Annotated in this window: 25 protein-coding genes and 1 other RNA gene; 10 read left to right on the forward strand and 16 right to left on the reverse strand. The window is 68.9% G+C overall.

Annotated features, from left to right (window positions below):
• Positions 1-494: 494 nt before the first annotated feature.
• The 9 genes from ssrA to prfB form a co-directional block, all read right to left on the reverse strand.
• Positions 495-862: a transfer-messenger RNA gene (gene ssrA, locus OQ968_RS12320) on the reverse strand.
• 98 nt (positions 863-960) lie between these two features.
• Positions 961-1,806, reverse strand: a complete 846-nt coding sequence (locus tag OQ968_RS12325; protein ID WP_324678122.1) for a maleylpyruvate isomerase family mycothiol-dependent enzyme — start codon at positions 1,804-1,806, stop codon at positions 961-963.
• A 26-nt stretch (positions 1,807-1,832) separates the two neighbouring features.
• Positions 1,833-2,678 carry an EamA family transporter gene (locus tag OQ968_RS12330; protein ID WP_324678604.1) on the reverse strand — a complete coding sequence of 282 codons (846 nt, stop codon included), beginning with the start codon at positions 2,676-2,678 and terminating at the stop codon, positions 1,833-1,835.
• Positions 2,675-3,184, reverse strand: a complete 510-nt coding sequence (gene smpB / locus OQ968_RS12335) for an SsrA-binding protein SmpB (RefSeq protein ID WP_324678124.1) — start codon at positions 3,182-3,184, stop codon at positions 2,675-2,677. The genes OQ968_RS12330 and smpB overlap by 4 nt, the downstream gene beginning before the upstream one ends.
• A gap of 5 nt (positions 3,185-3,189) precedes the next feature.
• Positions 3,190-4,083, reverse strand: coding sequence for a permease-like cell division protein FtsX (gene ftsX / locus OQ968_RS12340; RefSeq protein WP_324678126.1), 894 nt, complete (start codon positions 4,081-4,083; stop codon positions 3,190-3,192).
• Entirely contained in the window at positions 4,084-4,773 is a 690-nt protein-coding gene (gene ftsE, locus OQ968_RS12345; protein WP_324678607.1) for a cell division ATP-binding protein FtsE, read from the reverse strand.
• 43 nt (positions 4,774-4,816) lie between these two features.
• A complete protein-coding gene (locus OQ968_RS12350) occupies positions 4,817-5,290 on the reverse strand; it encodes a hypothetical protein (RefSeq protein ID WP_420715898.1) in 474 nt (157 codons plus the stop codon).
• On the reverse strand, positions 5,287-6,267 hold the full coding sequence (locus OQ968_RS12355) for a mechanosensitive ion channel family protein (RefSeq protein ID WP_324678128.1): 981 nt from the start codon (positions 6,265-6,267) through the stop codon (positions 5,287-5,289). The genes OQ968_RS12350 and OQ968_RS12355 overlap by 4 nt, the downstream gene beginning before the upstream one ends.
• Positions 6,257-7,366 carry a peptide chain release factor 2 gene (gene prfB, locus OQ968_RS12360; protein ID WP_324678130.1) on the reverse strand — a complete coding sequence of 370 codons (1,110 nt, stop codon included), beginning with the start codon at positions 7,364-7,366 and terminating at the stop codon, positions 6,257-6,259. Before prfB ends, OQ968_RS12355 begins: the two co-directional genes overlap by 11 nt.
• A 45-nt stretch (positions 7,367-7,411) precedes the next feature.
• On the opposite strand from prfB, the gene OQ968_RS12365 reads away from it, so the two are divergent.
• A complete protein-coding gene (locus OQ968_RS12365; protein ID WP_324678132.1) occupies positions 7,412-8,776 on the forward strand; it encodes an FAD-dependent oxidoreductase in 1,365 nt (454 codons plus the stop codon).
• Here OQ968_RS12365 and OQ968_RS12370 read toward each other — a convergent pair whose 3' ends face one another.
• Both OQ968_RS12370 and OQ968_RS12375 read right to left on the reverse strand, forming a co-directional pair.
• Entirely contained in the window at positions 8,777-10,360 is a 1,584-nt protein-coding gene (locus OQ968_RS12370; RefSeq protein ID WP_324678134.1) for an FAD-binding oxidoreductase, read from the reverse strand. It abuts the gene before it with no gap.
• Positions 10,361-10,369: 9 nt separating this feature from the next.
• On the reverse strand, positions 10,370-10,573 hold the full coding sequence (locus OQ968_RS12375; RefSeq protein WP_324678136.1) for a hypothetical protein: 204 nt from the start codon (positions 10,571-10,573) through the stop codon (positions 10,370-10,372).
• Positions 10,574-10,695: 122 nt separating this feature from the next.
• On the opposite strand from OQ968_RS12375, the gene OQ968_RS12380 reads away from it, so the two are divergent.
• The gene (locus tag OQ968_RS12380; protein WP_324678611.1) at positions 10,696-11,628 is read left to right on the forward strand and encodes an Acg family FMN-binding oxidoreductase; all 933 of its coding nucleotides are present in this window, start codon (positions 10,696-10,698) and stop codon (positions 11,626-11,628) included.
• Between the two features lie 53 nt (positions 11,629-11,681).
• A complete protein-coding gene (locus OQ968_RS12385) occupies positions 11,682-12,092 on the forward strand; it encodes a pyridoxamine 5'-phosphate oxidase family protein (protein ID WP_324678138.1) in 411 nt (136 codons plus the stop codon).
• Positions 12,093-12,105: 13 nt separating this feature from the next.
• On the opposite strand, the gene OQ968_RS12390 is transcribed toward OQ968_RS12385, so the two are convergent.
• Positions 12,106-13,515: a wax ester/triacylglycerol synthase family O-acyltransferase gene (locus OQ968_RS12390; RefSeq protein WP_324678139.1), complete on the reverse strand. Its 1,410-nt coding sequence runs from the start codon at positions 13,513-13,515 to the stop codon at positions 12,106-12,108.
• 197 nt (positions 13,516-13,712) lie between these two features.
• Here OQ968_RS12390 and OQ968_RS12395 point away from each other — a divergent pair, with 197 nt between their 5' ends.
• Complete coding sequence (locus OQ968_RS12395; protein WP_324678141.1) at positions 13,713-14,705, forward strand: Acg family FMN-binding oxidoreductase; 993 nt, start codon at positions 13,713-13,715, stop codon at positions 14,703-14,705.
• Here the strand turns inward: OQ968_RS12395 and dosS are convergent.
• From dosS to OQ968_RS12410, 3 genes are read right to left on the reverse strand one after another with little or no spacing between them, the layout of a single operon-like run.
• Complete coding sequence (gene dosS, locus OQ968_RS12400) at positions 14,685-16,403, reverse strand: hypoxia sensor histidine kinase DosS/DevS (RefSeq protein ID WP_324678143.1); 1,719 nt, start codon at positions 16,401-16,403, stop codon at positions 14,685-14,687. The genes OQ968_RS12395 and dosS overlap by 21 nt on opposite strands.
• Positions 16,400-17,053 carry a hypoxia response regulator transcription factor DosR/DevR gene (gene dosR, locus OQ968_RS12405; protein WP_324678145.1) on the reverse strand — a complete coding sequence of 218 codons (654 nt, stop codon included), beginning with the start codon at positions 17,051-17,053 and terminating at the stop codon, positions 16,400-16,402. The genes dosS and dosR overlap by 4 nt, the downstream gene beginning before the upstream one ends.
• Before the next feature lie 11 nt (positions 17,054-17,064).
• The gene (locus tag OQ968_RS12410; RefSeq protein ID WP_324678147.1) at positions 17,065-17,856 is read right to left on the reverse strand and encodes a universal stress protein; all 792 of its coding nucleotides are present in this window, start codon (positions 17,854-17,856) and stop codon (positions 17,065-17,067) included.
• A gap of 211 nt (positions 17,857-18,067) precedes the next feature.
• Between OQ968_RS12410 and OQ968_RS12415 the strand changes: the two genes are divergently transcribed.
• The 4 genes from OQ968_RS12415 to OQ968_RS12430 are packed head-to-tail and all read left to right on the forward strand — an operon-like array spanning position 18,068 to position 22,915.
• Complete coding sequence (locus OQ968_RS12415; RefSeq protein WP_324678149.1) at positions 18,068-20,386, forward strand: nitric-oxide reductase large subunit; 2,319 nt, start codon at positions 18,068-18,070, stop codon at positions 20,384-20,386.
• A 3-nt stretch (positions 20,387-20,389) separates the two neighbouring features.
• Positions 20,390-21,016 (forward strand): hypothetical protein, encoded by a 627-nt coding sequence (locus tag OQ968_RS12420; RefSeq protein ID WP_324678151.1) that lies wholly within the window; start codon positions 20,390-20,392, stop codon positions 21,014-21,016.
• Complete coding sequence (locus tag OQ968_RS12425) at positions 21,013-21,810, forward strand: slipin family protein (RefSeq protein WP_324678153.1); 798 nt, start codon at positions 21,013-21,015, stop codon at positions 21,808-21,810. The genes OQ968_RS12420 and OQ968_RS12425 overlap by 4 nt, the downstream gene beginning before the upstream one ends.
• A 19-nt stretch (positions 21,811-21,829) precedes the next feature.
• Positions 21,830-22,915: a tellurite resistance/C4-dicarboxylate transporter family protein gene (locus tag OQ968_RS12430; protein ID WP_324678155.1), complete on the forward strand. Its 1,086-nt coding sequence runs from the start codon at positions 21,830-21,832 to the stop codon at positions 22,913-22,915.
• Position 22,916: 1 nt separating this feature from the next.
• Here the strand turns inward: OQ968_RS12430 and OQ968_RS12435 are convergent, their stop codons facing one another.
• A complete protein-coding gene (locus OQ968_RS12435) occupies positions 22,917-23,255 on the reverse strand; it encodes a hypothetical protein (protein WP_324678157.1) in 339 nt (112 codons plus the stop codon).
• 59 nt (positions 23,256-23,314) lie between these two features.
• Here OQ968_RS12435 and hisN point away from each other — a divergent pair, with 59 nt between their 5' ends.
• Positions 23,315-24,103 (forward strand): histidinol-phosphatase, encoded by a 789-nt coding sequence (gene hisN / locus OQ968_RS12440; RefSeq protein WP_324678159.1) that lies wholly within the window; start codon positions 23,315-23,317, stop codon positions 24,101-24,103.
• Between the two features lie 89 nt (positions 24,104-24,192).
• A complete protein-coding gene (locus OQ968_RS12445; RefSeq protein WP_324678161.1) occupies positions 24,193-25,611 on the forward strand; it encodes an acyl-CoA dehydrogenase family protein in 1,419 nt (472 codons plus the stop codon).
• Positions 25,612-25,638 lie beyond the last annotated feature (27 nt).

The raw sequence follows: 25,638 nt of genomic DNA on the forward strand, positions 1-25,638 counted from the left end.
GTTGGGGTCGCAGAACTCGTCGGGCTCACGGGGCTCGTAGGCCGCACAGGGCTCGTAGGACTTGTGGGGCTCGTAGGACTCGCGGGCGCGGGACTCGCGGGCGCGGGACTCGCAAGGCCCGGGCCTTCGCCACACCAGTCCGCCACATCTTTCGGGTACTGCTCGAGCGGTGGAGGACAACGCTGCCCAGGCGGAAAATTGGCGCCGGCGTTGAGCAGATCGCAGGGCACGTAGACCTGCTTGCCCGTGGGAGTGTTGGTCAGACACTTCGTCGGCGGCTGGCCATGGGCCTCGACGGGAATGATGACCGCCATCACCACCACCGCGCCGAGCGCCCAAGCAAGACGGCGATGGGTCATGAAGGCCTCTCCTTCTAGTCGCGCTAGTCGCGGTGTCATGACGATTAAAGCCGCTCACCCCGGGCATAATCCAACCCACGCCTATTGACGTAGTTGCGGCGCGTACCCAATTTGTCGCTTTGAACAGCACTTTCTTGGTGGAGCTGCCGGGAATCGAACCCGGGTCCAACGGCATTCCCTCAAGGCTTCTCCGTGCGCAGTTCGCTATGCCTCTACTCGGATCTCCCGGTCACGCGAACTAGCCGGGATGACGATCCCAGTCGCTGTGTATGTCCCGGTGAGTCCCGCGACCGGACTCACCGGTGGATCCCTCTAGCTGACGCCAGGCTCCGGGCCGAGGGCGTTCCCGGGCTGACGGACTAGCTGTCGCTTAGGCAGCGAGAGCGTAGTCGCGCTGATGTGAATCGGCGCTTATATATTTGCAGCGACGCTTACGGTGGTCTCTTGCCTGCACCGGCACGCTTCCCTTGATTCGATGCGCGATGTCGAAACCTTTCAGCCCCATGTCTATCGCTCATCCCCGCCGACCTTCGGCAGGACTATCAATGGTACGCCGCTATCAACCAGCGGCAACGCAATTATGTTCCCCGCCGGGCTGCGGTCAGATCACGAAGTTCAGGTGCTCGACGACCCGGGCGGCCAGGTCCTCGTCGCCGCCGAGCTCGATGTCCTGGCTGCGCGCGGGGCTCATCGGGCGCCCGCCGGAAAGCCTGGTGAACTGCAGCCCGTCCAGCCGGATCGTGGCCGTCGGCTCCTGGCCGCCGAAGTCGTCGACCACCTGCGCCCGACCGTCGACGCTGACGCGGATGTCGCGGGCCACCGGTCCGGTCAGCTCGAACAGGACGCGCGACCCGTCGGGCGCCTTGGCGAGTTTGCCCACCACGTAGCCCATGCTGGCCGCGACCTCGTCGAGGGATAGTTGCGACGGGGCCCCGCCGAGCTCGTCGCCGGACGACGGCTGCGACAGGGCCTGGCGCATGTCCTGCTCGTGCATCCAGCAGTCGAACACCCGCACCCGCATGAACCGGCCGTAACTCTCCGGGCCCACGGGCGTCGCCGTGACCGCGTTCCACTCGTCGTCGGACAGGCCGGTCAGGGCGGCGCGGCGATCCCGGGTGATCGCGCGGAACCGCTCCAGGACGGCGGCGCCGGGCTCCCCGCTGAGGTGACGCACCCAGCACTCGTTCATGGCTCCGATGCCGTTGCGCACGTGGTCGAGCGCGGCGACGTCGACGTCGGGTTCCGGCGCCGCGATGCCGGCCAGGAACGACTCGGTGCCGACGATGTGCGATACCAGGGCCTTGACGTCCCAGCCCGGCAGCGGGCTGGCCGCCCGCCAGTCCGTCTCGGGCAGCCCGTCGAGCAGCCCGTCGATGTCGTCCCATACGGCGAAGAGGCCGGACAGCACCTCGGACTTGTCGAGTTCGGTGACGGGACGCGTGGCCATGGACGGAATCCTAAGCCGACGGCGGCCTAGCTCGCGGCGATCATCGCCACGGAGCCCATGGCCATCACCATGCCAACCCCCTGGCAGCGATTCACCCGCTCGCGCAGCACCACCATCGCAAGCACCACCGTCGCCGCCGGATACAGCGAGATCAAGATGCTGGCCAGCGAGAGCAGCCAGGTGTGCAGCGCCAGCAGCATGGTGACGTTGGCGCAGATGTCCAGCAGGGCCACGCCGAGTGCCAGCTTCAGCGGCCTCCCGCGCGGCAGCGCCAGGTTGTTGCTGAGCGCGGACATCACGAATATCACCGCGGTCGCGGACACCCGGGCGAACAGCAGGGGCCAGAGCTTGCAGGCGTGGGGCGCCTGGTGCAGGAACACCAGGTTCAGTCCCATCGCCGAGCCCGCGACGATCGTGAGCCAGGCCACCTTCGGGGTGAACCGATACGGCGTCCCGCCCTTGACGACGGTCTCGCGGCTGACCAGCATGACCGCGACCAGGGCCAGCGCGACGCCCAGGGAGGCCGCCTGGCCGGGCCGCTCCCCCAGGGCCACCCCGACCGCGACGGGCACCGCGGCGTTGAGCACGGCCGCCAGCGGGGAGACCACCGAGATCGGCCCGGCCCCCAGCGCGGCGAAGAACGCCCACATGCCGAACGCCATGCCGATCCCGTACAGGCCGCCCCACAGCAGCGCGCCGGGCTGGATCGGGCCGCCGACTGCGATGGCGAGCACACCCAGGATCACTGTCTCGATCGGATAGGCCACGAGCATCACTCGCAGCGCGGCCACCCGTCGAGCGGCTACGCCGCCCACAAAATCGCTGACGCCGTACGTGACGGCCGACAGCTGGGCGTAAGCCGCCCCGATCAGTTCATGCCCTTGGCTCGCCGCCCCAGTACGCGATGCACTTCACGTTGCGCATCGCGGCGGGCCATGTCCTGCCGTTTGTCGTAGGCGCGCTTGCCGCGGGCAAGCGCCAGCTCAACCTTGACCTTTCCTTCGGAGAAATACAGAGACAGAGGCACGAGGGCGAGGTTACCATCCCGTATCTTGCCGACCAGTCTGTCGATTTGTTGCCTATGTAACAACAACTTTCGATTGCGGCGTGGGTCATGGTTGGTCCAGCTACCGTGCTGATACTCCGGAATGTGCAAGTTGCGCAACCAAACCTCGCCGTCGTCAACGGTTGCGAACGCATCGGCCAACGAGGCGTGCCCCTCCCGGAGGCTCTTCACCTCGGTGCCCTGCAAAGCCACTCCGGCCTCGAAAAGTTCGACAATCGAATAATTGTGCCGCGCTTTGCGATTGGTGGCCACGATTCGTTTGCTGTCACGCTTGCCGCCCGCGGCCCGGTCCCGGCCCGAATTTTTGGCCACAGCTACTACCGCCGCACGTAGAGCCGCAACGTCGCATAGGCGGTCAGGCCGGCCATCGACACGCCGAGCAATAACAGAATCGGCGAGATGTAAAGGATGTCGGCGTAGTCGACGCGCGCGATCAAATTGGCTTGGTAGAACTGGTTTAGCGCATTGTCCAGGAAGAACGCCCGCACCACGATCAAGCCGAGGATCGCGATGCCCACGCCGACGGCCGCGGCGACCATCGCCTCCACCAGGAAGGGCAGCTGGGTATACCAGCGGCTGGCCCCGACCAGTCGCATGATCCCGATCTCGGTGCGCCGCGTGTACGCCGCGACCTGAACCATGTTGGCAATCAACAAAATTGCGCCGACGGCCTGGACCAGCGCCACGGCGAAGGCGGCGTTGCTCAAGCCGTCCAGCACCGCGAACAGCCGGTCGATCAGATCCTTCTGATTGAGCACCGAGAGCACACCCGGCTGGCCCTGCATCGCGGAGTCGAAATCCTTGTGCTGCTCGGGGTTTTCCAGCTTGACGATGAACGACGCCGGGAAGGAATCCTTTCCGGCGACGTCCTTGTACTGCGGGAACTTCCGGATGGCGTCGTCGTAGGCGTCCTGGCGGTTGAGGAATCGCACCGACTTGACGTCCTGTCGCTTCTCGATCAGCGCGCGCAGCGCTTTGCACGGGTCGGTGCCGCACGCCGGATCGTTGGCGGAGACGTCCTCGGTGAGGAAGACCTGCGTTTCGACGCGGTCGAGGTAGATGGCGCGCGAGTGGTCGGCCAGCAGCACCACCAACAGGCCGCCGCCGAACAGGCCGATCGAGATCGCGGTCGTCAGGATCATCGCGACCGTCATGGTGACGTTGCGACGAAGGCCGGTCAGGACCTCGTTGAGCAGGAAACCGAAGCGCACTTAGCGATCCATCCCGTAGATGCCGCGCTGTTCGTCGCGAACCAGCCTGCCCAGAGACAGCTCGACCACCCGCTGCCGCATCGAGTCGACGATGTGGTGGTCGTGCGTGGCCATCAGCACCGTCGTGCCGGTGCGGTTGATCCGCTCCAACAAATCCATGATGTCCTTGCTGGTGTCCGGGTCGAGGTTGCCGGTGGGCTCGTCGGCCAGCAGCACCAGCGGGCGGTTGACGAACGCGCGGGCGATCGCGACCCGCTGCTGCTCGCCGCCCGACAGCTCGTGCGGCAGCCGGTTGGCCTTGCCGGACAGGCCGACCGTCTCGAGCACGTCGGGCACCACCCGATTGATCGCGTCCCTGCGTTTGCCGATGACCTCCAGCGCGAAGGCGACGTTCTCGAACACCGTCTTTTGCTGGAGCAGCCGGAAATCCTGGAACACGCAGCCGAGCACCTGCCGCAGCTTCGGCACGTGCCGGCCGGGCAGCTTGTTGACGTGGAACTTCGAAACCCGGATGTCGCCGGTGTTAGGTGTCTCCTCGGCCAGCAGCAGCCGCATGAACGTCGATTTGCCCGAGCCGGAGGGGCCGATCAGGAAGACGAATTCACCCTTGTCGATCTTGACGTTGATGTCATCCAGCGCCGGACGGGCCGACGCTTTGTACTTCTTGCTGACATGGTCCAGGGTGATCATCACGGCACGCCAGTGTAGCGGTGAATTTCGCTGGCCCGGACGATCAGCTGGCGGGTGGCGTCGTCGCAGGCGCCGGGCCGGGCCCCGGCTGAGGTTGCTGCGGCGTGGGCGACGCGGTGGTGCTCGGCGGGCAGAAGGGCGGTGGCAGCAAACACGGCGGCGGCGGCAGCACGAACGGCGGCGGCGTGGTCGTGGTCACCGGTGGCGGCGGTGGCGGGGGCGGCGGGGTGGTCGTGGTCGGCGTGACCGTGACGGTCGCCGGCGGCTGCTGCACCCTGCTGCGCGGCACCCAGGTGTAGTTGGGGTCGGGCACGAAGCCAGGCGGCACCACCTGCGGCGCCGCCGGCTTGGGCGGCGGTTCGGGGCGGTAGGTGTCGTAGAGCCACCACATGGCGAGGAACGCCACGATCAACACCACGGTCGAGGTGCGGACCCGGCCGCCGAACAGGTGGCTCAGCGGACGACGCTGCTTCTCGTCGTCGTCGCCCTTCTCGAAGATATTGAAGGTCAGCTTCACCGCTGGCGCACCCGATCCGGGCCCTCGTCCTGGGCCTCGGCGACCTCGGCGGGCGGCATGGCGGCGTCGTCGACGACACCGACCGTCGCGTCGGCCGAGGTGACGATCCCGACGCGGGCGAGCGCCCGGATGACCAGCACCCGCAACTGCCGGCCCGCCTCGAACTGCTTGCCGGGCAGCGTGCGGGCCACCAGTCGCAGGGTGACGGTGTCGAGCTGGATGCTCTCCACACCCATCACGGTGGGCTCGTCCAGCAGCAACGCGCCCAGGACCGGGTTGTCCATCGCCCGCTCGCATTCCTGGTGCAAGACCTCGTTCACCCGGTTGAGGTCGGCGTTGGTCGACACCGGGATGTCCACGACCGCGCGCGCCCAGTCCTTGGACAGGTTCACCGCCTTGACGATCTGGCCGTTGGGAATGGTCAGCACCTCGCCGTCCGGCGAGCGCAGCCGGGTCACCCGCAGCGTCACGTTCTCGACGGTGCCGCTGGCCTCGGTCGCCGACACGATGGTGAGGGTGACCAGGTCGCCGAAGCCGTACTGCTTCTCGACGATGATGAAGAACCCCGCGAGCAGGTCCCTGACCACCTGCTGGGCCCCGAAACCCAGCGCCGCGCCCAGCACGGTGGCGGGCGCGATCAGCCCGCCCACCGAGAACTGCAGCACGCTGGCGATCTGCAGGATGACCCAGATCGCGATGATCACCACCGACACCCACTGGATCACCGACGCGACGGCCTGGCGGTGCTTGGTCGCCTCCGAGCGCACCAGCGCGTCGCTCTCGGCGAAGCCCACGTCGAGCTGCCGGGTCACCTGTTGCGCCACCCAGCTGACGAAGCGGGCGGCCAGCACGGCCGCGATCAGCAGCATGGCAATCCGCAGACCGCGGGTGATGATCCAGTCGCCGACGTCGCCGCGCCAAAAGTCGTGCCAGCGCTGCCCCATCGATGCGGCAAGAACAGTGGTGTTAGTCGTCATCTTTTCGGTTGCGCCACCGGATCCCCGCTTCCAGGAACCCGTCGATGTCTCCGTCCAGGACGGCCGCCGGATTGCCCACCTCGTACTCGGTTCGCAAGTCCTTGACCATCTGATACGGGTGCAGCACGTAGGAGCGCATCTGGTTGCCCCACGAACTGCCGCCCTCGCCCTTCAACGCGTCAAGCTCGGCGCGTTCTTCTGATCGCTTGCGCTCCAACAACTTTGCTTGGAGTACCCGCATTGCCGAAACTTTGTTCTGCAATTGCGACTTTTCGTTCTGACAAGTCACGACGATACCCGTTGGCACGTGGGTTAAACGAACCGCGGAGTCGGTGGTGTTCACCGACTGGCCGCCGGGCCCGCTGGAGCGGTAAACATCAACGCGCACATCGCCTTCCGGAATGTCGATGTGATCGGTGGTTTCGACCACCGGAAGCACCTCGACTTCGGCGAACGACGTCTGACGGCGGCTCTGGTTGTCGAACGGGCTGATCCGCACCAGCCGGTGGGTGCCCTGCTCGCTCGCCAACGTGCCATACGCGAACGGCGCGTGCACCGCGAACGTCGCGCTCTTGATCCCGGCCTCTTCGGCGTAGGAGGTGTCGAACACCTCGACCGGATACTTGTGCTGCTCGGCCCAGCGGACGTACATCCGCATCAGCATCTCGGCCCAGTCGGCGGCGTCCACGCCGCCGGCGCCGGAACGGATGGTGACCAGCGCCTCGCGCTCGTCGTACTCGCCCGACAGCAGGGTGCGCACCTCGGTGGCCTCGATGTCGGCGCGCAGCGCCTTGAGCTCGGCGTCGGCCTCGGCCAGCGTCTCGGCCCCGTCTTCTTCCTCGGCCGCGAGCTCGTAGAGCACCGGCAGGTCGTCGAGGCGCCGCCGCAGCTCCTCGATCCGGCGCAGCTCCCCCTGCGTGTGGGAAAGCTCACTCGTCACCCGCTGGGCGCGGGCCTGGTCGTCCCACAGCTTCGGGTCGGACGCCTCGTGCTCGAGCTTCTCGATGCGGCCGCGCAGACCGTCGATATCGAGCACCCGCTCCACCGTGGTCAGCGTGGAGTCGAGGGCCGCGATGTCGGCTTGACGGTCGGGTTCCACAACCGCCCACGTTACCGGCGCGGGCCCAGCGTTTAGCATCCGAGTATGCGCCCCTACCACGTCGCCATCGTCGGTTCCGGACCGTCGGGGTTCTTCGCCGCAGCATCGTTGCTGAAGGCCGCCGACACCTCCGACGACATCGACGTGGCCGTCGACATGCTCGAGATGCTGCCGACGCCGTGGGGGCTGGTGCGCTCCGGCGTCGCGCCCGACCACCCCAAGATCAAGTCGATCAGCAAACAATTCGAGAAGACCGCCGAGGACCCCCGCTTCCGCTTCTTCGGCAACGTCGTCGTGGGCGAGCACCTCGAGTCCGCCGAGCTCGCCGAGCACTACGACGCCGTGATCTACGCCGTCGGAGCGCAGTCCGACCGCACGCTCAACATCCCCGGCGAGGACCTGCCGGGCAGTGTCGCCGCCGTCGACTTCGTGGGCTGGTACAACGCGCACCCCAACTTCGAGCAGATATCGCCCGACCTGTCGGGCGCCCGCGCGGTCGTCATCGGCAACGGCAACGTCGCGCTCGATGTGGCGCGCATCCTGGTCACCGACCCGGGCGAGCTGGCCCGGACCGACATCGCCGACCACGCGCTGGAGTCGCTGCGCCCGTGCGGCGTGCAGGAGGTGGTGATCGTCGGCCGGCGCGGCCCGCTGCAGACCGCCTTCACCACGCTCGAGCTGCGCGAGCTGGCCGACCTCGAAGGCGTCGACGTCATCGTCGCCCCCGCGGACCTGGAGGGCATCACCGACGAGGACGCCGCCGCGGTGGGCAAGGTCTGCAAGCAGAACATCAAGGTGCTGCGCGACTACGCGGGGCGCGAGCCGCGGCCGGGACACCGCCGCATGGTGTTCCGCTTCCTGACCTCCCCGATCGAGATCAAGGGCGAGGGCAGGGTGGAGCGGATCCTGCTCGGCCGCAACGAGCTCGTCACCGACCAGAACGGGCGGGTGACGGCCAAGGACACCGGCGAGCGCGAGGAACTCCCCGCTCAGCTGGTCGTCCGGTCGGTCGGGTACCGCGGCGTGCCCACCCCGGGGCTGCCGTTCGACGACAAGAGCGCAACCATCCCCAACACCAACGGCCGGGTCGAGGGCAGCCGCAACGAGTACGTCGTCGGCTGGATCAAGCGCGGGCCGACCGGCGTGATCGGCACCAACAAGAAGGACTCCCAGGACACCGTCGACACACTGCTGGCGGACCTGAAACGCGCCAACGGGCTGGCCGACTTCCCCGAGGACCACGCCGAGAAGTTGGCCGACTGGCTGGCCTCGCGGCAGCCGAAGCTGGTCACCTCCGCGCACTGGGAGATCATCGATCGCCACGAGCGCGCCGCCGGGGAGCCGCACGGGCGGCCCCGGGTCAAGCTGCCCAGCCTGGCCGAGCTGCTGCGCGTCGGCCACGACGGCTGATCACGGGTCGACGAGCACCCCGGGGTTGAGGATCCCGGCCGGGTCGAGCGCGGACTTCGCCGCGCGCAGCACCGCCGCGAACGGGTCCGGGCGCTGCGCGTCGTACCACGGGCGGTGATCGCGGCCGACCGCGTGGTGGTGCGTGATGGTGCCGCCGGCGGCGATGATCGCCTCGGAGACGGCGGCCTTGATCTCGTCCCACTGTGCGTCCAGGGAGTCCCATCGCCCGCCGGCGTAGATGCCGTAGTAGGGGGCGGGGCCGTCGGGATAGACGTGGGTGAACCGGCAGGTGACGATGCCGGTCCCGCAGACCCGTTCGATCGCGGCCCGCGCCGCCGCGGTCACCGCGTCGTGCAGCGCCTCGAATCGGTCCCAGGTGCACGCCGTTTCGAACGTCTCGGCGATCACGCTGCGCCGCGCCAGCGCGTCGCGCTGGTACGGCATGCGCAGGAAGGCCGAGCGCCAGTTCCCGGAGGCGTCGGATTTGGTTGCCTCGCCGCCGTTTTCGCGGGCACGCCGCGCGGTCACGGTGCCGCCGTGCGCGGCGACGATCTCGCACGCCCGGTCCAGCCACGGGTCCACCGGATGGTCGGCGGACTCGAAGGCCAGTACGAGCATCCCTCCCCCGACCGCGGCGCCCGCGTTCAGGAACGCCTCGGCCGGGTCCAGCAGCCGGCAATTCGACGGGTACAGGCCGGCCTGCGCGATGGTGCGGGTCGCGGCCAGCGCGGCGGACCAGTCGTCGAACGCCACCGACGCGGTGACCTGCCACCTGGGCCGGTCCTGCAGCCGCATCCACGCCTCGGTGATGATGCCGAGCGTGCCCTCGGAGCCGAGGAACAGCCGGTCCGGCGACGGCCCGGCACCGGATCCCGGCAGCCGCCGCGACTCGCTCACCCCGGCCGGGGTGACCACCCGCAGCGATTCGGTCAGGTCGTCGATGTGGGTGTACAGCGTGGCGAAGTGCCCGCCGGAGCGGGTGGCCAGCCAGCCGCCGAGGGTGGAGAACCCGAACGACTGCGGATAGTGCCGCAGCGTCAAATCGTGTGGCCGCAACTGGTTTTCGAGCGCCGGGCCCAGCGCGCCGGCCTGGATCCGGGCGCATCGGCCGGTGCGGTCGAGCTCGAGCACCGCGCCCATGGCGGTGGTGTCCACCGTGACCGCCGGCCCGTCGAAGCGCGGTTCCACCCCGCCGACCACCGAGCTGCCGCCGCCGTAGGGGATCACCGAAATCGCTTGGCGCGCACACCAATCCAGCACGTCGACCACGTCCTGCTCGCGGCGCGGCCGCACGACCAGGTCGGGGACGTGGTCGAGGCGGCCGCGCAGGTTGCGCACGACGTCGCGAAAGGCCTTGCCGTGCGCGTGGGCCGCCCGATCGACGGGGTCGGCCGAGCACAGGCCGGCCAGCGCCGACGGCGGGGTCACCCGCGGCGCGGCCAAGCCGAGCGCGTCGGGATCCGGCGGCTGGTGATCGGTCAGGTCGTGACCCGTCAACAGCGTCGCTGTGCGCGCGACCAGATCACGTGTCTCGTGCTCGGAAAGCGCGTCCTCGACGGTGCCCCAGCCCCACCACGAACGCATGGCGCCGGGTCAGCGCTTCAAGACGACGGCGGCCGTGCCCGCGATCAGCAGCAGGATGGCCGTGGCGATGGCCCAGCCGGCGCCGGCGAGCCACCAGATGACGGCCAGCGCCACCAGCGCCGGCGACACCGCGAAGACGACGATGCCGGGATTCTGCCTGATCACCGCGAGGGCACTCCTTGCCCGGATGGGATCGATTTCGCCGCGCGCCATGCGATCAGGATGCCAGACAAGTGCCTTCTGCGGGCCGGTAAGGGGACGAAGGCCCCTACTGGCCCCCGACGGCTGACCGTAGCGTCGACGGCGTGGACGTGGAGCGACTCGAGGCGGCGGTCATGCTGGCTTGCCGGGCTCCGTCCGTGCACAACAGCCAGCCCTGGCGGTGGGTGCTGCGCGACGGCGTGGTCCAGCTGTTCGTCGATCGCCACCGGACGGTGCCCGCCACCGACCGATCCGGCCGCGACGCGATCCTGAGTTGCGGCGCGGCGCTCGACCACTTTCGCATCGCGATGACCGCGGCCGGCTGGCTGCCGACCATCACCCGGCTGCCCGACCCGAGCGATCCCGATCGCCTGGCCTCGATCGAGCTGAGCCCGATGGATCACGTCACCGAGGCGCAGCGGGAACGGGCGCAGGCGATCGCGCTGCGCCGAACCGATCGGCTCGCGTTCGGCAGGCCCACGTACTGGGATCGGTTCGAACCCGTGCTGCGCGGCGCGTTGGACGACGGCGTCGTGACGCTCGACGTCCTGTCCGACGATCGGCGGCCGCAACTCGCGGAGGCCTCCCGGGTCAGCGAATCGCTGCGGCACGAGGATTTGTCGTATCACCTCGAACTCCAATGGTGGACTTCGCCGTTCGCGTTGGCCGACGGCATACCGCCGAGCGCCCTGGCGTCGGATGTCGAGGGCTACCGGGTCGATGTGGGCCGGGATTTCCCGGTCCGAAGCCACCAGGATCGGCGCCCGGAGATCGGCGCGGACTGGTCGCAAGTCCTCGTGCTGTCCACCCCCGGGGACACCCGGGCCGACGTATTGCGGTGCGGCGAAGCGCTGTCCACGGTGTTGGTCGAATGCACCGCCGCCGGCATGGCGACGTGCACGCTGACCCATCTGATCGAATCGGAGGAGAGCCGCGACATCGTCCGCGACCTCGTCGGGCACGGCGAACCCCAGGTCTTGGTCCGCGTCGGGATAGCGCCGCCGCTCGAGGCGCTCCCGGCACCGACACCGCGGCGGCCGTTGCACGACGTCCTCGAGATTCGCTAGCTCTCGTGCGCGGCGGCTTGAATGCCGGTCGCGCGCAAGGAAAGGTTGGGGCCATGACCGACGACCCGGTAACCATCCTGTCGGAAGACGAGAGTTGGCGCCGGCTGGGCGGCGTCGCCCTGGGCCGGCTGGTCACCAGCTTTGCCGGTGAGCCCGAGATCTTCCCGGTGAACTTCGTCGTCCAGGACCGGACCGTGTTGTTTCGAACCTCCGAGGGCACCAAACTGTTTTCCGCCGTGGCCAACAACACCGTGCTGTTCGAGGCCGACGACCACGAGACCGCCGATGGCTGGAGCGTCATCGTCCGGGGGCGGGCGAGGCGGCTGCGGACCGAGGCCGAGATCGCGGAAGCCGAAAGGGCCCAACTCATACCGTGGACCGCGACACCGAAAGTCCACTACGTCCGCGTGACCCCATCCGAGATCACCGGCCGCCACTTCAGGTTCGGGCCGGAGTCCGGGTGAGTCTCACCCATCGTCACACGACCAGGGACAGCGGTCCGCGGGTGCGAGGAGCCTTGCGCCGCTTGCTGATCGCCACCAGCCGGGCCACCGCGGCTTCGATGCCCCGGGCCAGCTGCTCGACGTCGGGCACCCCGTCGTAGTCGGCGAGGATCCCGAAGAACAGCTCGTCGGCGTAGCTGAGCATCGCGACGCCGGTTCGCAGTTGCATCGCGATCGGCGGAACCGGGAAGACCTCCAGCACCCGCCTGCCCATCACCCGCAGCGGCCGGCGCGGGCCCGGCACGTTGGTGGCGACGGTCACGACTCCACGCTGGGGCAGTCGCGACAGCAGCCCAAAGGCCCACGATGTCAGCGCGAACGGCAGCTGATTTGCCATGGCCACGAAGGCATTTCCCGCTTGCCGCTGGCCGCTCGCCTTCGTCCTGTCCAGTCGCGCGTGCACGGTGCGCAACCGCTCCACCGGGTTCTCCACGTCGACCGGCAACCGCGGAAGCATCACCGACACGCGGTTGTCGGTCTCGTGGAACGCGTCGGGCGAGCGCATCGACACCGGGACCAGCGTGCACAGCGATTCCGGCAGGGGGCGCTCGCCGCAGTCGATGAGCATGGCGCGGTAGCTTTCGGTAATCGCCGCCAGCGCAACGTCATTGACGGTGACGCCGAACGTCCGGCGCACCCGCTCGATGTCGGCCATCCGGACCCGGGCCCCGCTGTAGCGGCGCAGGTCGCCGATCGGCCCGTTGAGCGGCGAGGGGGCCGGGCGCAACAGGCCGACCGCGATCTCGGCGGCACCGCGGGCCGCCCGGGCCGCGCCCACCGTGATCGCGGTCGACAGGTTCCACAGCCCGTCGAGCACGCCCGGCGGATTGGCAGTTGCCGCCGCGCTTTTCGAGTCCCTGGCCGAGTTCCGGGCCGCGCGAATGTGGTGCGCGAAGCTGTCGCCCAGGCCCGTGCCGTCCGGGTCGCAGAGCCCGGCGAACATGTGGGTGACCGCGATTCCGTCGGCCATGCAGTGGTGAACCTTGGTCAGCATCGCCCACCGGTCGCCGGCGAGGCCCTCGATGACCCAGATCTCCCACAGCGGCCGGTCACGATTCAGCCGCCGCGCCATCACGTCGGCGACCACCTTGAACAGCTCTTGGTCGTCGCCGGGCTGCGGCAGCGCGACGCGGCGCACGTGCCGGCGGACGTCGAAGGTGGGATCGTTCACCCATTGGGGGGCGCCGAGGTCGAACCGCCGCAATCGCAGCCGCTGCCCCAACCGGGGGCACGCGCTCATGCGCGGGACGAGCTCGGCGAGCAGCGCCTCCTGGTTCGGTGGCGGCCCCTCGATGACCGCCAGGCCGCCGATGGCCAGGCTGATGCGCCGATCCGCGTCTTCCACCTTGAGAAACCCGGCGTCCAGCGTCGTTAGGTGGTTCATGGTCCGCGCCTCCCGACCGATCGGAGTTATCTGCAACCCGCAGTACCACTATCCGCCGCGAACGGCGTCCGTGGCAGGGCCGAAGGTCCTTCGATCCCGATGGCTTCCTGCTCTGACCAGGCCGGTCGCATCGCGCGATCCTGGGAAGCGTGATCACAGTCGCCGACGGCGAGGCGTGTCGGACCGGGGAGGCAGACATGAACGCCCTTTTCCCAGACGCCGACACCCTGCGCGACGTCCTGGCCCTGGCAACCCGGGCGCCGTCCATTCACAACACCCAGCCGTGGCGCTGGCGGGTCGGCACGACGAGCCTGGACCTGTACTGCGAGCCCGAGATGCAGTTGCCCAACACCGATCCCGACGGGCGGGAACTGATGCTCAGCTGCGGGGCCGCGTTGCACCACTGCGTCGTCGCCCTGGACGCGATGGGTTGGAAGGCCAAGGCGCACCGCTTTCCGGACCCCGACGACCCCAGCCACCTGGCCACCATCGAGGTCGAGCCGCACGCCCCCGACCAGGCCGACATCGCGCTGGCGGCCGCCATCCCGCGGCGCCGTACCGACCGGCGGGCCTACAGCTCGTGGCCGGTGGCCAAGGGTGACATCGCGTTGATGGCCGCGCGGGCGGCTCGAAACGGCGTGATGCTGCGTCAGGTCGACAGCGTGGAAAGGATGAATAAGATTGTCGCCCAAGCGGTCCGGGAACACGCGACCAACCCCGACTACATGCGGGAACTCACCACGTGGACGGGACGGTACGGTTCGGTCGCCGGGGTGCCGGCCAGGAGCACACCGCCATCCGAGCGAACCGCCCCGATCCCGGGTCGCCTCTTCGCGGGCCCGGGCCTGACCCCGTCGGCCGCCCCGCCCGCCGACGACGGCGCCGCTATCGTGGCGCTGGGCACCGAAGGGGATGACCGGTTGTCGCGGCTGCGCGCCGGGGAAGCCACCAGCGTGGTGTCGCTGACGGCGACGGCGCTGGGGCTGGCGTGCTGCCCGATCAGCGAACCGCTGGAGATCGGCGAAACCCGTGAGGCGGTGCGCGCGGACGTGTTCGGCTCCAGCGGCTACCCGCAGATGCTGCTCCGGGTGGGGTGGGCCCCGGTCAACGCCGACCCGTTGCCGCCGACGCCGCGGCGCGAGCTTTCAGACGTCGTCCAGTGGCCCGGGCTACTGGAGCAGCGGGGCTGACCACCGCAACACCGTTCCGCCGGTGCCCGGCGCGCTTTCGATCGTGAACTCCCCGCCCGCCTGTTCGGCCCGGCGCCGCAGGTTGATCAGGCCACTGCCGGTGTACTCGTCGGGCATCCCCCGCCCGTTGTCGCTCACCTCGATGCACAACTCGTCACCGACGCTGACCCTGACCGCCAGCGTGGTCGCCTCCGCATGACGAACCGCGTTGCTGACCGCCTCGCGCACCACCGCCTCTGCGTGATCGGCCAGCGCGCCGTCGACCACCGACAACGGCCCGACGAATTGGACGCTGGTGCGCAGCCCGGAGCCGGCGAATTGGTTGACCGCCTCGTCGATCCGCTGCCGCAGCCGGGTGATGCCCTGCGCGGCGCCGTGCAGGTCGAAGATCGTCGTCCGGATCTCCTGGATGACGCCCTGCAGGTCGTCGACGGCTTCCGAAAGCCGTTGCTGCACTTCGGAATCCCGCGTCCTCGGGACGGTGCCCTGCAGCGCCAGCCCGACGGCGAAGAGCCGCTGTATCACGTGGTCGTGCAGGTCGCGCGCGATGCGGTCGCGATCGGTGAGCACGTCGAGTTCGCGCATCCGGCGCTGCGAGGTGGCCAGCTGCCAGGCCAGCGCGGCCTGATCGGCGAACGCGGCCATCATCTCGAGCTGTTCGTCGGTGAAGGAACCCTGGCGCAGCAGGACGACGACGCCGGCGACGGTGTCGGTGGTGCGCAGCGGCAGCAGCAGCGCCGGCCCGAGGTCGTCGACGCCGTCCAGGTCGATGCCCTCGACCCGCCGCGGTGTGCTGTTGACGAACACGTCTCCCAGTGAGCTGCCCGCCACCGGTATGGTTCGCCCGACGGTGGAAGCCACTGCGCTGCCGACGGTTTCGATCACCAGCAGCTCGCGCACGTCGGCCGCGGACCGGCTGTCGTCGACGGGAATCGCCACCAGCGCCGCGTCGGCGCCGGTGAGCTTGAGCGTTTCCTCGGCGACGAGGCGGAACACCGCCGCGGGCTCAGTTCCCGACAAAAGCTCGGTGGCGATGTCGCGGGTCGCCTCGATCCACGACTGCCGCTCCTTGGCCTGCTGGTAGAGGCGGGCATTGGTGATCGCGATCCCGGCGGCCGCGGCCAGCGCCTGCACCAGCACCTCGTCGTCCTCGCTGAACGGCTGCCCGTTGGTCTTGTCGGTCAGGTACAGGGTGCCCAGCGAACTGTCCTGCACCCGCACCGGGACCCCCAGGAAGGTCCGCATCGGCGGGTGGTGCGGCGGAAAGCCCACCGACGCCGGGTGCAGCGAAATGTTGTCCAGTCGAAGGGGTTTGGGGTATTCGATGAGCAGACCGATGACGCCCAGGCCCTCGGGCAGGTGCCCGATGCGCCGGACGGTTTCCTCGTCGATGCCTTCGTAGACGAAGTGCAGAACGCGGTTGTCCTGGTCGTGCACCTCCAGGGCGCCGTAGCGGGCATCGACGAGGCTGGTCGCCGACTGCACGATCGCGCGCAGGGTGGCGTCCAGCTCCAGGCCCGAGGTGACCACCAGCATGGCCTCCACCAGGCCGTCGAGGCGGTCGCGGCCCTCGACGATCTGCTCGACCCGGTCCTGCACCTCGACCAGGAGCTCACGCAGCCGCAGCTGGGAAAGGGTGTGGCGCAGCGGCCGCATGCCGGCATCGCCCGCCCCGTCGCGGGGGTCACGTCCCGTCATGGCCCTTCACCGGGCGGCCGGGACCGCTTGAGCTCCGCCGCGAACACCGCGGCCTGGGTGCGCCGCTCCATGCCCAGCTTGGCCAGCAACCGGGACACGTAGTTCTTCACCGTCTTTTCGGCCAGGAACATCCGGTCGGCGATCTGCTTGTTGGTCAGCCCCTCGCTGAGCAGGCTGAGCAGCGTCCGCTCCTGGTCGGTCAGACCCGACAGCGGGTCGGACTTCTCGGTCGCGCCCCGCAGCTTGGCCATCAGCGCGGCGGCGGCCCGGTTGTCGAGCAGCGATCGCCCGGCGCCGACCTCCTTGACGGCCTGCGCCAGCTCCATGCCCTTGATGTCCTTGACGACGTAGCCGCTGGCGCCGGCCAGGATCGCGTCCAGCATCGCCTCGTCGGAGGTGTAGGACGTCAGGATCAGGCAGCGCAGATCCGGCATGCGCGACAACAGATCCCGGCACAGCTCGATGCCGTTGCCGTCGGGCAGCCGGACGTCGAGCACAGCGACGTCGGGTTTCGCCGCCGGAATCCTGGCCATCGCCTCGGCGACCGAGCCCGCCTCACCGACGACGTCGAGTTCGGGGTCCGCCCCCAGGAGGCCGATCAGCCCCCGCCGCACCACTTCGTGATCGTCGACCAAGAAGACCTTTACCAAGGCGCCACTCCCTACAAGTTGCCGCACCGCACGGTGAGCACCGAGCATCCCACGCTGTAGGCCCCGCACACGTCGTTGGCGGCGTGCGTATCGGTGACGAACAACTGCCCGGCGTTCGCGTTGGCCCTCAGGTATTGGGCGACGCTGCCGCGGATGACCGCCGAGTCGACGGGGACGTCGGGGTACAGCGGCGTGAAGCGGGCCAGCCGGCGGCTCAATTGCGCTTGCGCCAAACGGTTTCCGGCCGCCTCGCGGGTCGCGGCTGTGTGTGCCGAGAGCACCCGCAGCGGTACCGCGCGCAGCCTGGCCTCGTCGAACGCGTGTCGCAGCACCGAACCATTGTCCCCCTGCACGACGACCTCGCTGGCCTCGGGGGCTGCCGGCCCGCCAGGCGGGCGGTGAACCACGGCCACCGGGCACAACGCCGACTCGGCCAGGCTCGCGGCGACGGTACCGCCGACGCGGCGGGCGTGATTGAGCCCGATCGACCCGACACAGACCAGGACCGCCGACCTCGATTCCTGCATCAGCTTGGTCAGTGGCCGCTCCCACAGGATCTCGGTTTCGACCTTGACCGGCTTGCCGGTGGCGTCGACGGCCCGGTAGGCGGCATACAGCGCCGCGCGGGCGGCGCCGTGCGGGTTTCCCTTCGGGCCGGCGCCCCGCGGATCGATGACATACACCAGCCGCAGCGGGATATCCCGGGCGACAGCCTCGTCGACGGCCCACAGCGCCGCATAGATTGCCGCCCTTGACCCGTCGATACCGACGACGACCGACGGGGCGGGATAAATGTCGCTCATCGGAATCTCCTTAGCAAAGGTAATTATCTACCTCATACGCTATGGGCCGGGCGCGCCGCTGCACAGGGGCGATGGTCACCACTTGGATGCCGTTGGTCCCTTTTCATCTGCAATGGCGCAATTTACGGTTGTGACGCGACACACAGTTTGAGGTTCATCCGACCGCCGCGTGCGCACACCACGCCCCACTGCCCAGAAGGGAATCTCTTCGATGGCGACCCAAGAAACCCAGGAACAGACTTCGTCGTCGCAACCACTCGTAGGGAGAGGCTGGATCCAGGGTGTCGCCCTGGTGATGATCTTCGGCTTCCTGGTGATGGGGATCCTGGCCTACCGCACCTACTCGGCTTCCATGCCGATGCCGGACAAGGTCGTCACCGAATCGGGCCAGGTGCTGTTCAGCGGGCAGGACATCACCCGCGGCCAGGAGCTCTACCAGGCCCGCGGGCTGATGGAGTACGGGTCGGTGCTGGGCCACGGCGCCTACCTGGGACCCGACTACACCGCCGAGTACCTGCGGATGGCCACGCAGGACGTCGCCGACCAGCTGCGGGCGCAGGGCGTCGCCGACCCGCACGATCGGGTGGTCGCCGAATTCCGGACCAACCGCTACAACCCGACGACCAAGACGGTGGTGTTCACCGACCGGCAGGCCGCGGCGTTCGACCGCATCGAGAGCCACTACGCCGCCTACTTCGGTGAGAACTCGACGAAATACGGCCTGCGGCCGCAAATGATCACCGACAAGGCGCAGATCCACGACCTGACGGCGTTCTTCGCCTGGACGGCCTGGGCGGCCGCGGCCGAACGCCCCGGCCACAAATACACCTACACCAACAACTGGCCGTCGGAGTCCCGGGTCGACAACGGCCCGACCGCACCGGTGATCGTGTGGTCGGCACTGTCGCTGATCGCGTTGCTGGGCGGCATCGGGGTCATGTTCGCGATCTATGGGCGCTGGAGCCAGAAGGTCGGCTGGCACAGCGCCGAGACGTCCACGCTGTCCTTCCGCCAACCCGGGGAGGTCAGCCTCACGCCGGCGCAGCGGGCCACCATCTGGTTCTTCGCGATCGTGTCGGTGCTGTTCCTGGCGCAGACGCTGCTGGGCGCCGCCGCCGAGCATTACCGGGCCGATCTGTCGAACTTCTTCGGCCTCGACCTGGCCCGGCTGCTGCCGTACAACCTGGCCCGGACCTGGCACGTGCAGCTGGCGCTGTTCTGGACCGCCGCGGCGTTTCTCGCGGGCGGCATCTTCCTGGTGCCGTTCATCGCCCGCCGGGAGCCGCGCCGCCAGGGCTTGCTGGCGTACGTGCTGCTGGGCGCGGTCGCGGTGGTGGTTTTCGGCTCGCTGATTTCCGAGGCGCTGTCCATCTACGGGGTGATCCCGCACGGCACGCTGTTGTCCCAGCAGTGGGAGTACCTCGACCTGCCGCGGCTGTGGCAGATCCTGCTGATCGTCGGCATGTTCGTGTGGATCGCGATCATCTACCGCGGCATGCGGGCCAGGCTCAAGAACGAGTCGAAGATGAACATGCCGTGGCTGTTCTTCTTCTCCGGGCTGGCGATCCCGACCTTTTACACCGTCGGGCTGCTGGCCAGCAGCGGCACCCATTACACCGTCGCCGAGTTCTGGCGGTTCTGGGTGGTGCACCTGTGGGTCGAGGACTTCCTCGAACTGTTCACCACCGTGATGGTGGCCTACATGTTCGTGCTGCTGGGCGTGGTGCGGGAACGAATCGCGCTGGGCGTGATCTTCCTTGACGTCATCTTGTATTCCGCGGGAGGCGTCATCGGCACCATGCACCACCTGTACTTCTCCGGCACCCCGGTGGAGCACATGGCGCTGGGCGCGTTCTTCTCGGCGGCCGAGGTCATCCCGCTGACCTTCCTGACCGTCGAGGCGTGGGCGTTCCTGCAGCTGGGTTCGCGCCAGCAGTCCGGCGACACCAACCCGTTCCCGCATCGCTGGGCGGTGATGTTCCTGGTCGCGGTCGGGTTCTGGAACTTCCTGGGCGCGGGCATCTTTGGATTCCTGATCAACCTGCCCATCGTGTCCTACTACCAGATCGGGACCGCGCTGACGGCCAACCACGCGCACGCGGCGATGATGGGCGTCTACGGCATGCTGGCCGTGGGCCTGGCCATGTTCGCGTTCCGGTACGCGATCCCCGCCGACAAGTGGCCGGAGAAGCTGGCACGAATCTCGTTCTGGTCCATGAACATCGGGCTGGCCTGGATGGTGTTCGTCACCCTGCTGCCGCTCGGTGTGCTGCAGCTCTACCACTCGGTCAACAACGGCTACTTCGACGCGCGGTCGCTGGGCTACATCACCAAACCCGGCAACGCGGTGATCGAATGGCTGCGGATGCCCGGTGACATCATCATGATCGTCGGCGGTGTGCTGCCGTTCATCTGGATCGCCTGGACGGCGTTGCGCAACTTCCGGTCCGGTTCCAGCGTTCAGGAGCTGCCCGAGCACCCGCTCTACACCGAGTCGGAAGCCGGCGCCGTCGCGCAGGCCAAGGACTGAGCGATGGCGGCGCCGGCAACGACGGTATGGCTGTTCGCCGGGTACTCGCTGGCGCTGCTCGCCATCGGGTGGAGTTTCGACGCGATGGCGCGGCGGGCCTCGGCGCGCGCCGCGCAGTGGCGCACGGGTCGATTCGTCTATCGGCCCGACCACGACGCCTGGGTCTGCCCACAGGACCACTGGCTGTGGCCGACTTCGTTCGACCCGCGGCACCGGGTCATGCGGTACCGGGCGCTGCCGCTGGTGTGCAACAGCTGCCCCGCCAAATCGGGTTGCACGACGTCGGATCACGGCCGGGAGATCAGTCGCGACGTCGACCCCTGGCCGCACTCGGATGCGGGCCGGTTCCATCGCGGGATCGCTTGCGCCGTGGCCGCATTCGGGGTCGTGCTGCCGCTGGCGACGCTGATCGCCAACCATTCCGTCGGTGATGTGCTGGTGCTGACGGGCACCGTGGTGGTCGTCGTCGTGCTGGGGCTGCCGCTGGCCCGCCACCTGTGGAACACCCCGTCCAACGCGCCCGACTATCTCCCGCACCGCAGCGCGCAGGAGGACCAGGTCGCCGCGGCGATCGACCGCTACTCCACTCGTTGGGGCGGCTGGGAAGGCAAGGAGGATAAGACATTGTGACTGGGCTTGTGATCGGCGTCGTCGCCGCGGTGATCGTGGTCGCGGTCGCGCTGTCGGTGGTGTCGCTGGCGGTGCTGCGCGAGTACGAACGCGGCGTGGTGTTCCGGATGGGCCACGTCCGCCCGCTGTACCGTCCGGGACTGCGGTTCCTGATTCCCTTGGTGGACAAGATGGTTCGCGTTGACCAGCGGTTGGTGACGCTGACCATTCCCCCGCAAGAGGTGATCACCCGCGACAACGTGCCGGCCCGGGTCAACGCCGTGGTGATGTTCTCGGTGACGGATCCGATGAAAGCGATTCTGGCGGTGGAGAACTACGCCGTCGCGACCTCGCAGATCGCGCAGACGACGTTGCGATCGCTCTTGGGCCGCGCCGACCTGGACACCCTGCTGGCACACCGGGAAGATCTCAACAGCGACCTGCGCACGATCATCGAAAAGCAAACGGAACCGTGGGGCGTCCAGGTTCGGGTGGTCGAGATCAAGGACGTCGAGATACCGGAGTCGATGCAGCGGGCGATGGCCCGCGAGGCCGAAGCCGAACGCGAGCGGCGCGCGAAGGTGATCAACGCCCGGGGCGAGCTGCAGGCGTCGGAAGAGCTGCGGCAGGCCGCGGAGACCCTGTCGAAGAACCCGGCCTCGCTGCAGCTGCGCTATCTGCAGACGCTGTTGGAGCTGGGGGCGGATCAAAACTCGACCGTGGTGTTCCCGCTGCCGGTCGACATCATCACGCCCTTCCTGCAACACCCGGAGATATTGTCGGGGATCGCCGGAAACTTCAACCACACGGGCTGAGCGGGCCGCGGAGGAGGCCATGACCGAGCCGCGCGGGGATTGCCGCGCAAGCGCCCTCGAGGCGGTGCGCACGCTGAATCCCGGCTACTTCGCGCTGGTGATGGCCACCGGCATCCTCTCGGTAGCGATGTATCACCAACGCGCCCACGCGCTCTCGGTGGTGCTGCTGTGGCTGGCCGGCGTCGAGTTCACCGTGCTGGTGGCGGTGACAACCACCCGGCTGGTGCTCTTCCGCAAGCAGTTCGCCCGCGACCTGGCGGACCCCGGCCGCGCCTTCGGGGTGTTCACCTTCGTCGCCGCCGCCGACGTGCTGGGCACCCGGTTGGCCGTCGACGACCACTACGCGCCCGCGTTCGCGTTGCTGACGGTCGCCTGGCTGGCCTGGGTGACCCTCGGTTACCTCGTTCCCTGGATGGCCGTCCTGCAGACCCCCCTGCGGCCGGTGCTGCAACGGGCGAACGGGACGTGGTTCATCTGGGTGGTCGCCAGCCAGTCGGTCGCCGTGCTGGCCGCGACGCTGGAACCCGCTCTGGGACAGGGCCGTCGGGAACTGGCCCTGCTGGCGGTGTTCTCCTGGTCGGTCGGCGTGTTTCTGTATGGGGCCGTCGGTGTGTTCGTCGCCGCCCGGATGGTGGTCTACCCGTTGCGCCCCGAGGATCTCACCCCGCCGTATTGGGTGGCCATGGGCGCCACCGCGATCACGGTGGTGGCCGGTGCCCGCATCGTCGAGATGGCGAACGCGCCGATGGTCTCCGCCACGCGCGGCCTGGTCGCCGGGACGTCGGTCGTCTTCTGGGCCTTCGGCAGCTGGCTGCTTGCGCCGCTCGTCGCCGCCGGGATCTGGCGCCACGTGGTGCGCCGCGTCCCGCTGCGCTACGAGGCCCCCCTGTGGAGTGTGGTGTTCCCGCTCGGCATGTACGGGGTGGGCGGCGACTACCTCGGGCAGGCCGACCGGCTGCCCATCGTCGAGCGCATCGGCGACGTCGAAAGCTGGATCGCCCTCGCGGTGTGGGCGGTCACCTTCGTGGCGATGCTGCATCACCTGGCGACCACCATCGGACCGCGCGGCCGGATTCCGCGGGTCGCGCCGGCGCAAAGCCAGTGATCTAGGGCGCGGGCGGCTCGGGCGGCTCGGGCGGCGCGAACTTCCAATTGTCGGGATTCTTGGTCGAATACAGCACCGGCATCAGCTGGCCCACCGTCGGCCACGCGTCGACGTCGACCGCCATGCGCTGATACACCGAGTGCTCGTTGAGGGTCGGTCCGTTGATCACCCCGGCGATCGTGACGAATTGCTCGCCGACCGCGTCCGGTCGCGGGCTGACGCCGGTCACCAGCAGCGTGCCGCTGGCCAGCTCGCCGCGCGGACCCCGCGGGACGAACCGCTGGGCAAGGAAGATGGCCAGCACCGCCACCAGTAGAAGCAGCACCCCGAATTCCCACACGCCTTCCAGGTTAGGGCTTTCCGAAAGTCGCTTCCGAAAGTCGTGGTAGGACTGCTGGCATGAGCCGGGACGATCTGGCGCTGGCGCTGACGCTGGCCGACCGCGCGGACGCGCTGACCCGCACCCGGTTCGGCGCGCTCGACCTGCGCATCGACACCAAACCGGATCTGACGCCGGTGACTGACGCCGACCGGGCGGTCGAGGCCGACCTGCGCGAGGCGCTCGGGCGCGAGCGGCCCGACGACAGCGTCGTCGGCGAGGAGTTCGGCGGGACCACCGCCCTCACCGGGCGGCAGTGGATCGTCGACCCGATCGACGGCACCAAGAACTTCGTGCGCGGGGTCCCGGTGTGGGCCAGCTTGATCGCGCTGCTCGACGACGGCGTCCCCTCGGTCGGCGTCGTGAGCGCGCCCGCGCTGCAGCGCCGGTGGTGGGCGGCGCGCGGCCGGGGCGCGTTCGTCGCGGTCGACGGCGCAGCCCCGCGCCGGCTGTCGGTTTCGGCTGTGGCACAGCTGGATTCGGCCAGCCTGTCGTTCTCCAGCCTGTCGGGATGGGCGCGGCGCGGGATTCGCGATCGGTTCATCGAGCTGACCGACGCGGTGTGGCGGGTGCGCGCCTTCGGCGACTTCCTGTCCTACTGCCTGGTCGCCGAGGGGGCGGTCGACATCGCCGCCGAGCCCGAGGTGTCGGTGTGGGACCTGGCGGCCCTCGACGTCCTGGTGCGGGAGGCGGGCGGGACGTTCACCGGCCTGGACGGCGCGGCGGGCCCGCACCGCGGCAGCGCCGTCGCGACCAACGGCCTGCTGCACGACCGGGTGCTGGGCTGCCTCGGCGACGAAAACGTGTGAATTAGTTAACAGGGCATCCCCAGCTATCTTACTCCGGAGTAAGATCGGGGCATCCGCATGCGAACGCCCCAACGACCGAGGCTGCTGATATGACCGACACCGTTTCCGGTTCCAAACAGACTTCACAATCGTCAAAGTCGTCCCGCTCCCGCTTCAGGCGGCGCGGCCGCAAGACCGGCGTCGGGCTGCAACCGCACCGGCGGACCGGGATCGATATCGCCATGGCGCTGCTCACGCCGATCGTCGGCCAGGAGTTTCTGGACAAATACCATCTGCGCGACCCGCTCAACCGCGCCCTGCGCTACGGCACCAAGACGGTCTTCTCCACGGCCGGCGCCGCCACCCGGCAGTTCAAGCGGGTCCAGAACCTGCGCGGCGGACCGACCCGGCTCAAGTCCAGCGGCAAGGACTACTACGACCTGACGCCCGACGACGAGCAGAAGATGATCGTCGAGACCCTCGAGGAGTTCGCCGCCGAGGTGCTGCGGCCCGCGGCGCACGACGCCGACGAGGCCGCGACCTACCCGCGGGACCTGATCGCCAAGGCCGCCGAGTTGGGCATCACCGCGATCAACATCCCCGAGGACTTCGAGGGCATCGCCGCGCACCGCTCCAGCGTGACCAACGTGCTGGCGGCCGAGGCGCTGGCCTACGGCGACATGGGCCTGGCGCTGCCGATCCTGGCGCCGGGGGGCGTGGCGGCCGCGCTGACCCACTGGGGCAGCGCGGACCAGCAGGCCACCTACCTGCCTGAGTTCGCGGGCGAGAACGTGCCGCAGGCCTGCGTGGCCATCGCCGAGCCACAGCCGCTGTTCGACCCCACCCGGCTGAAGACCACCGCCGTGCGCACGCCGAGCGGCTACCGGCTCGACGGCGTGAAGTCGTTGGTCCCCGCCGCGGCCGACGCCGAGCTGTTCATCGTCGGCGCGCAACTGAACGGCAAGCCGGCCCTGTTCATCGTCGAATCGTCCACGAAAGGCCTTACCGTCAAGGCGGATCCGAGCATGGGGATTCGCGCCGCGGCGCTGGGCCGGGTCGAGCTCAACGGCGTGTCGGTGCCGCTGAGCGCGCGGCTGGGCGAGGACGACGCGACCGAACACGACTACTCCGAGGCGCTCGCGCTGTCGCGGCTGGGCTGGGCGGCGCTGGCGGTGGGGACGTCGCACGCGGTGCTCGACTACGTCGTGCCCTACGTGAAGGAACGCGAAGCGTTCGGCGAGCCGATCGCGCACCGCCAGGCCGTCGCGTTCATGTGCGCCAACATCGCCATCGAGCTGGACGGGCTGCGGCTGATCACCTGGCGCGGCGCGGCCCGCGCCGAACAGGGCCTCCCGTTCGTGCGGGAGGCGGCGCTGGCCAAGCGGCTCGGCGCCGACAAGGGCATGCAGATCGGCCTCGACGGCGTGCAACTGCTCGGCGGCCACGGTTACACGAAGGAACATCCGGTCGAGCGGTGGTACCGCGACCTGCGGGCCATCGGCGTGGCCGAGGGCGTCGTCGTCATCTGAAGTCTTAATTTCAAGCGAAAGATCAAT

It is taken from the genome of Mycobacterium sp. 663a-19 (assembly GCF_035616495.1).
GTDB lineage: Bacteria > Actinomycetota > Actinomycetes > Mycobacteriales > Mycobacteriaceae > Mycobacterium.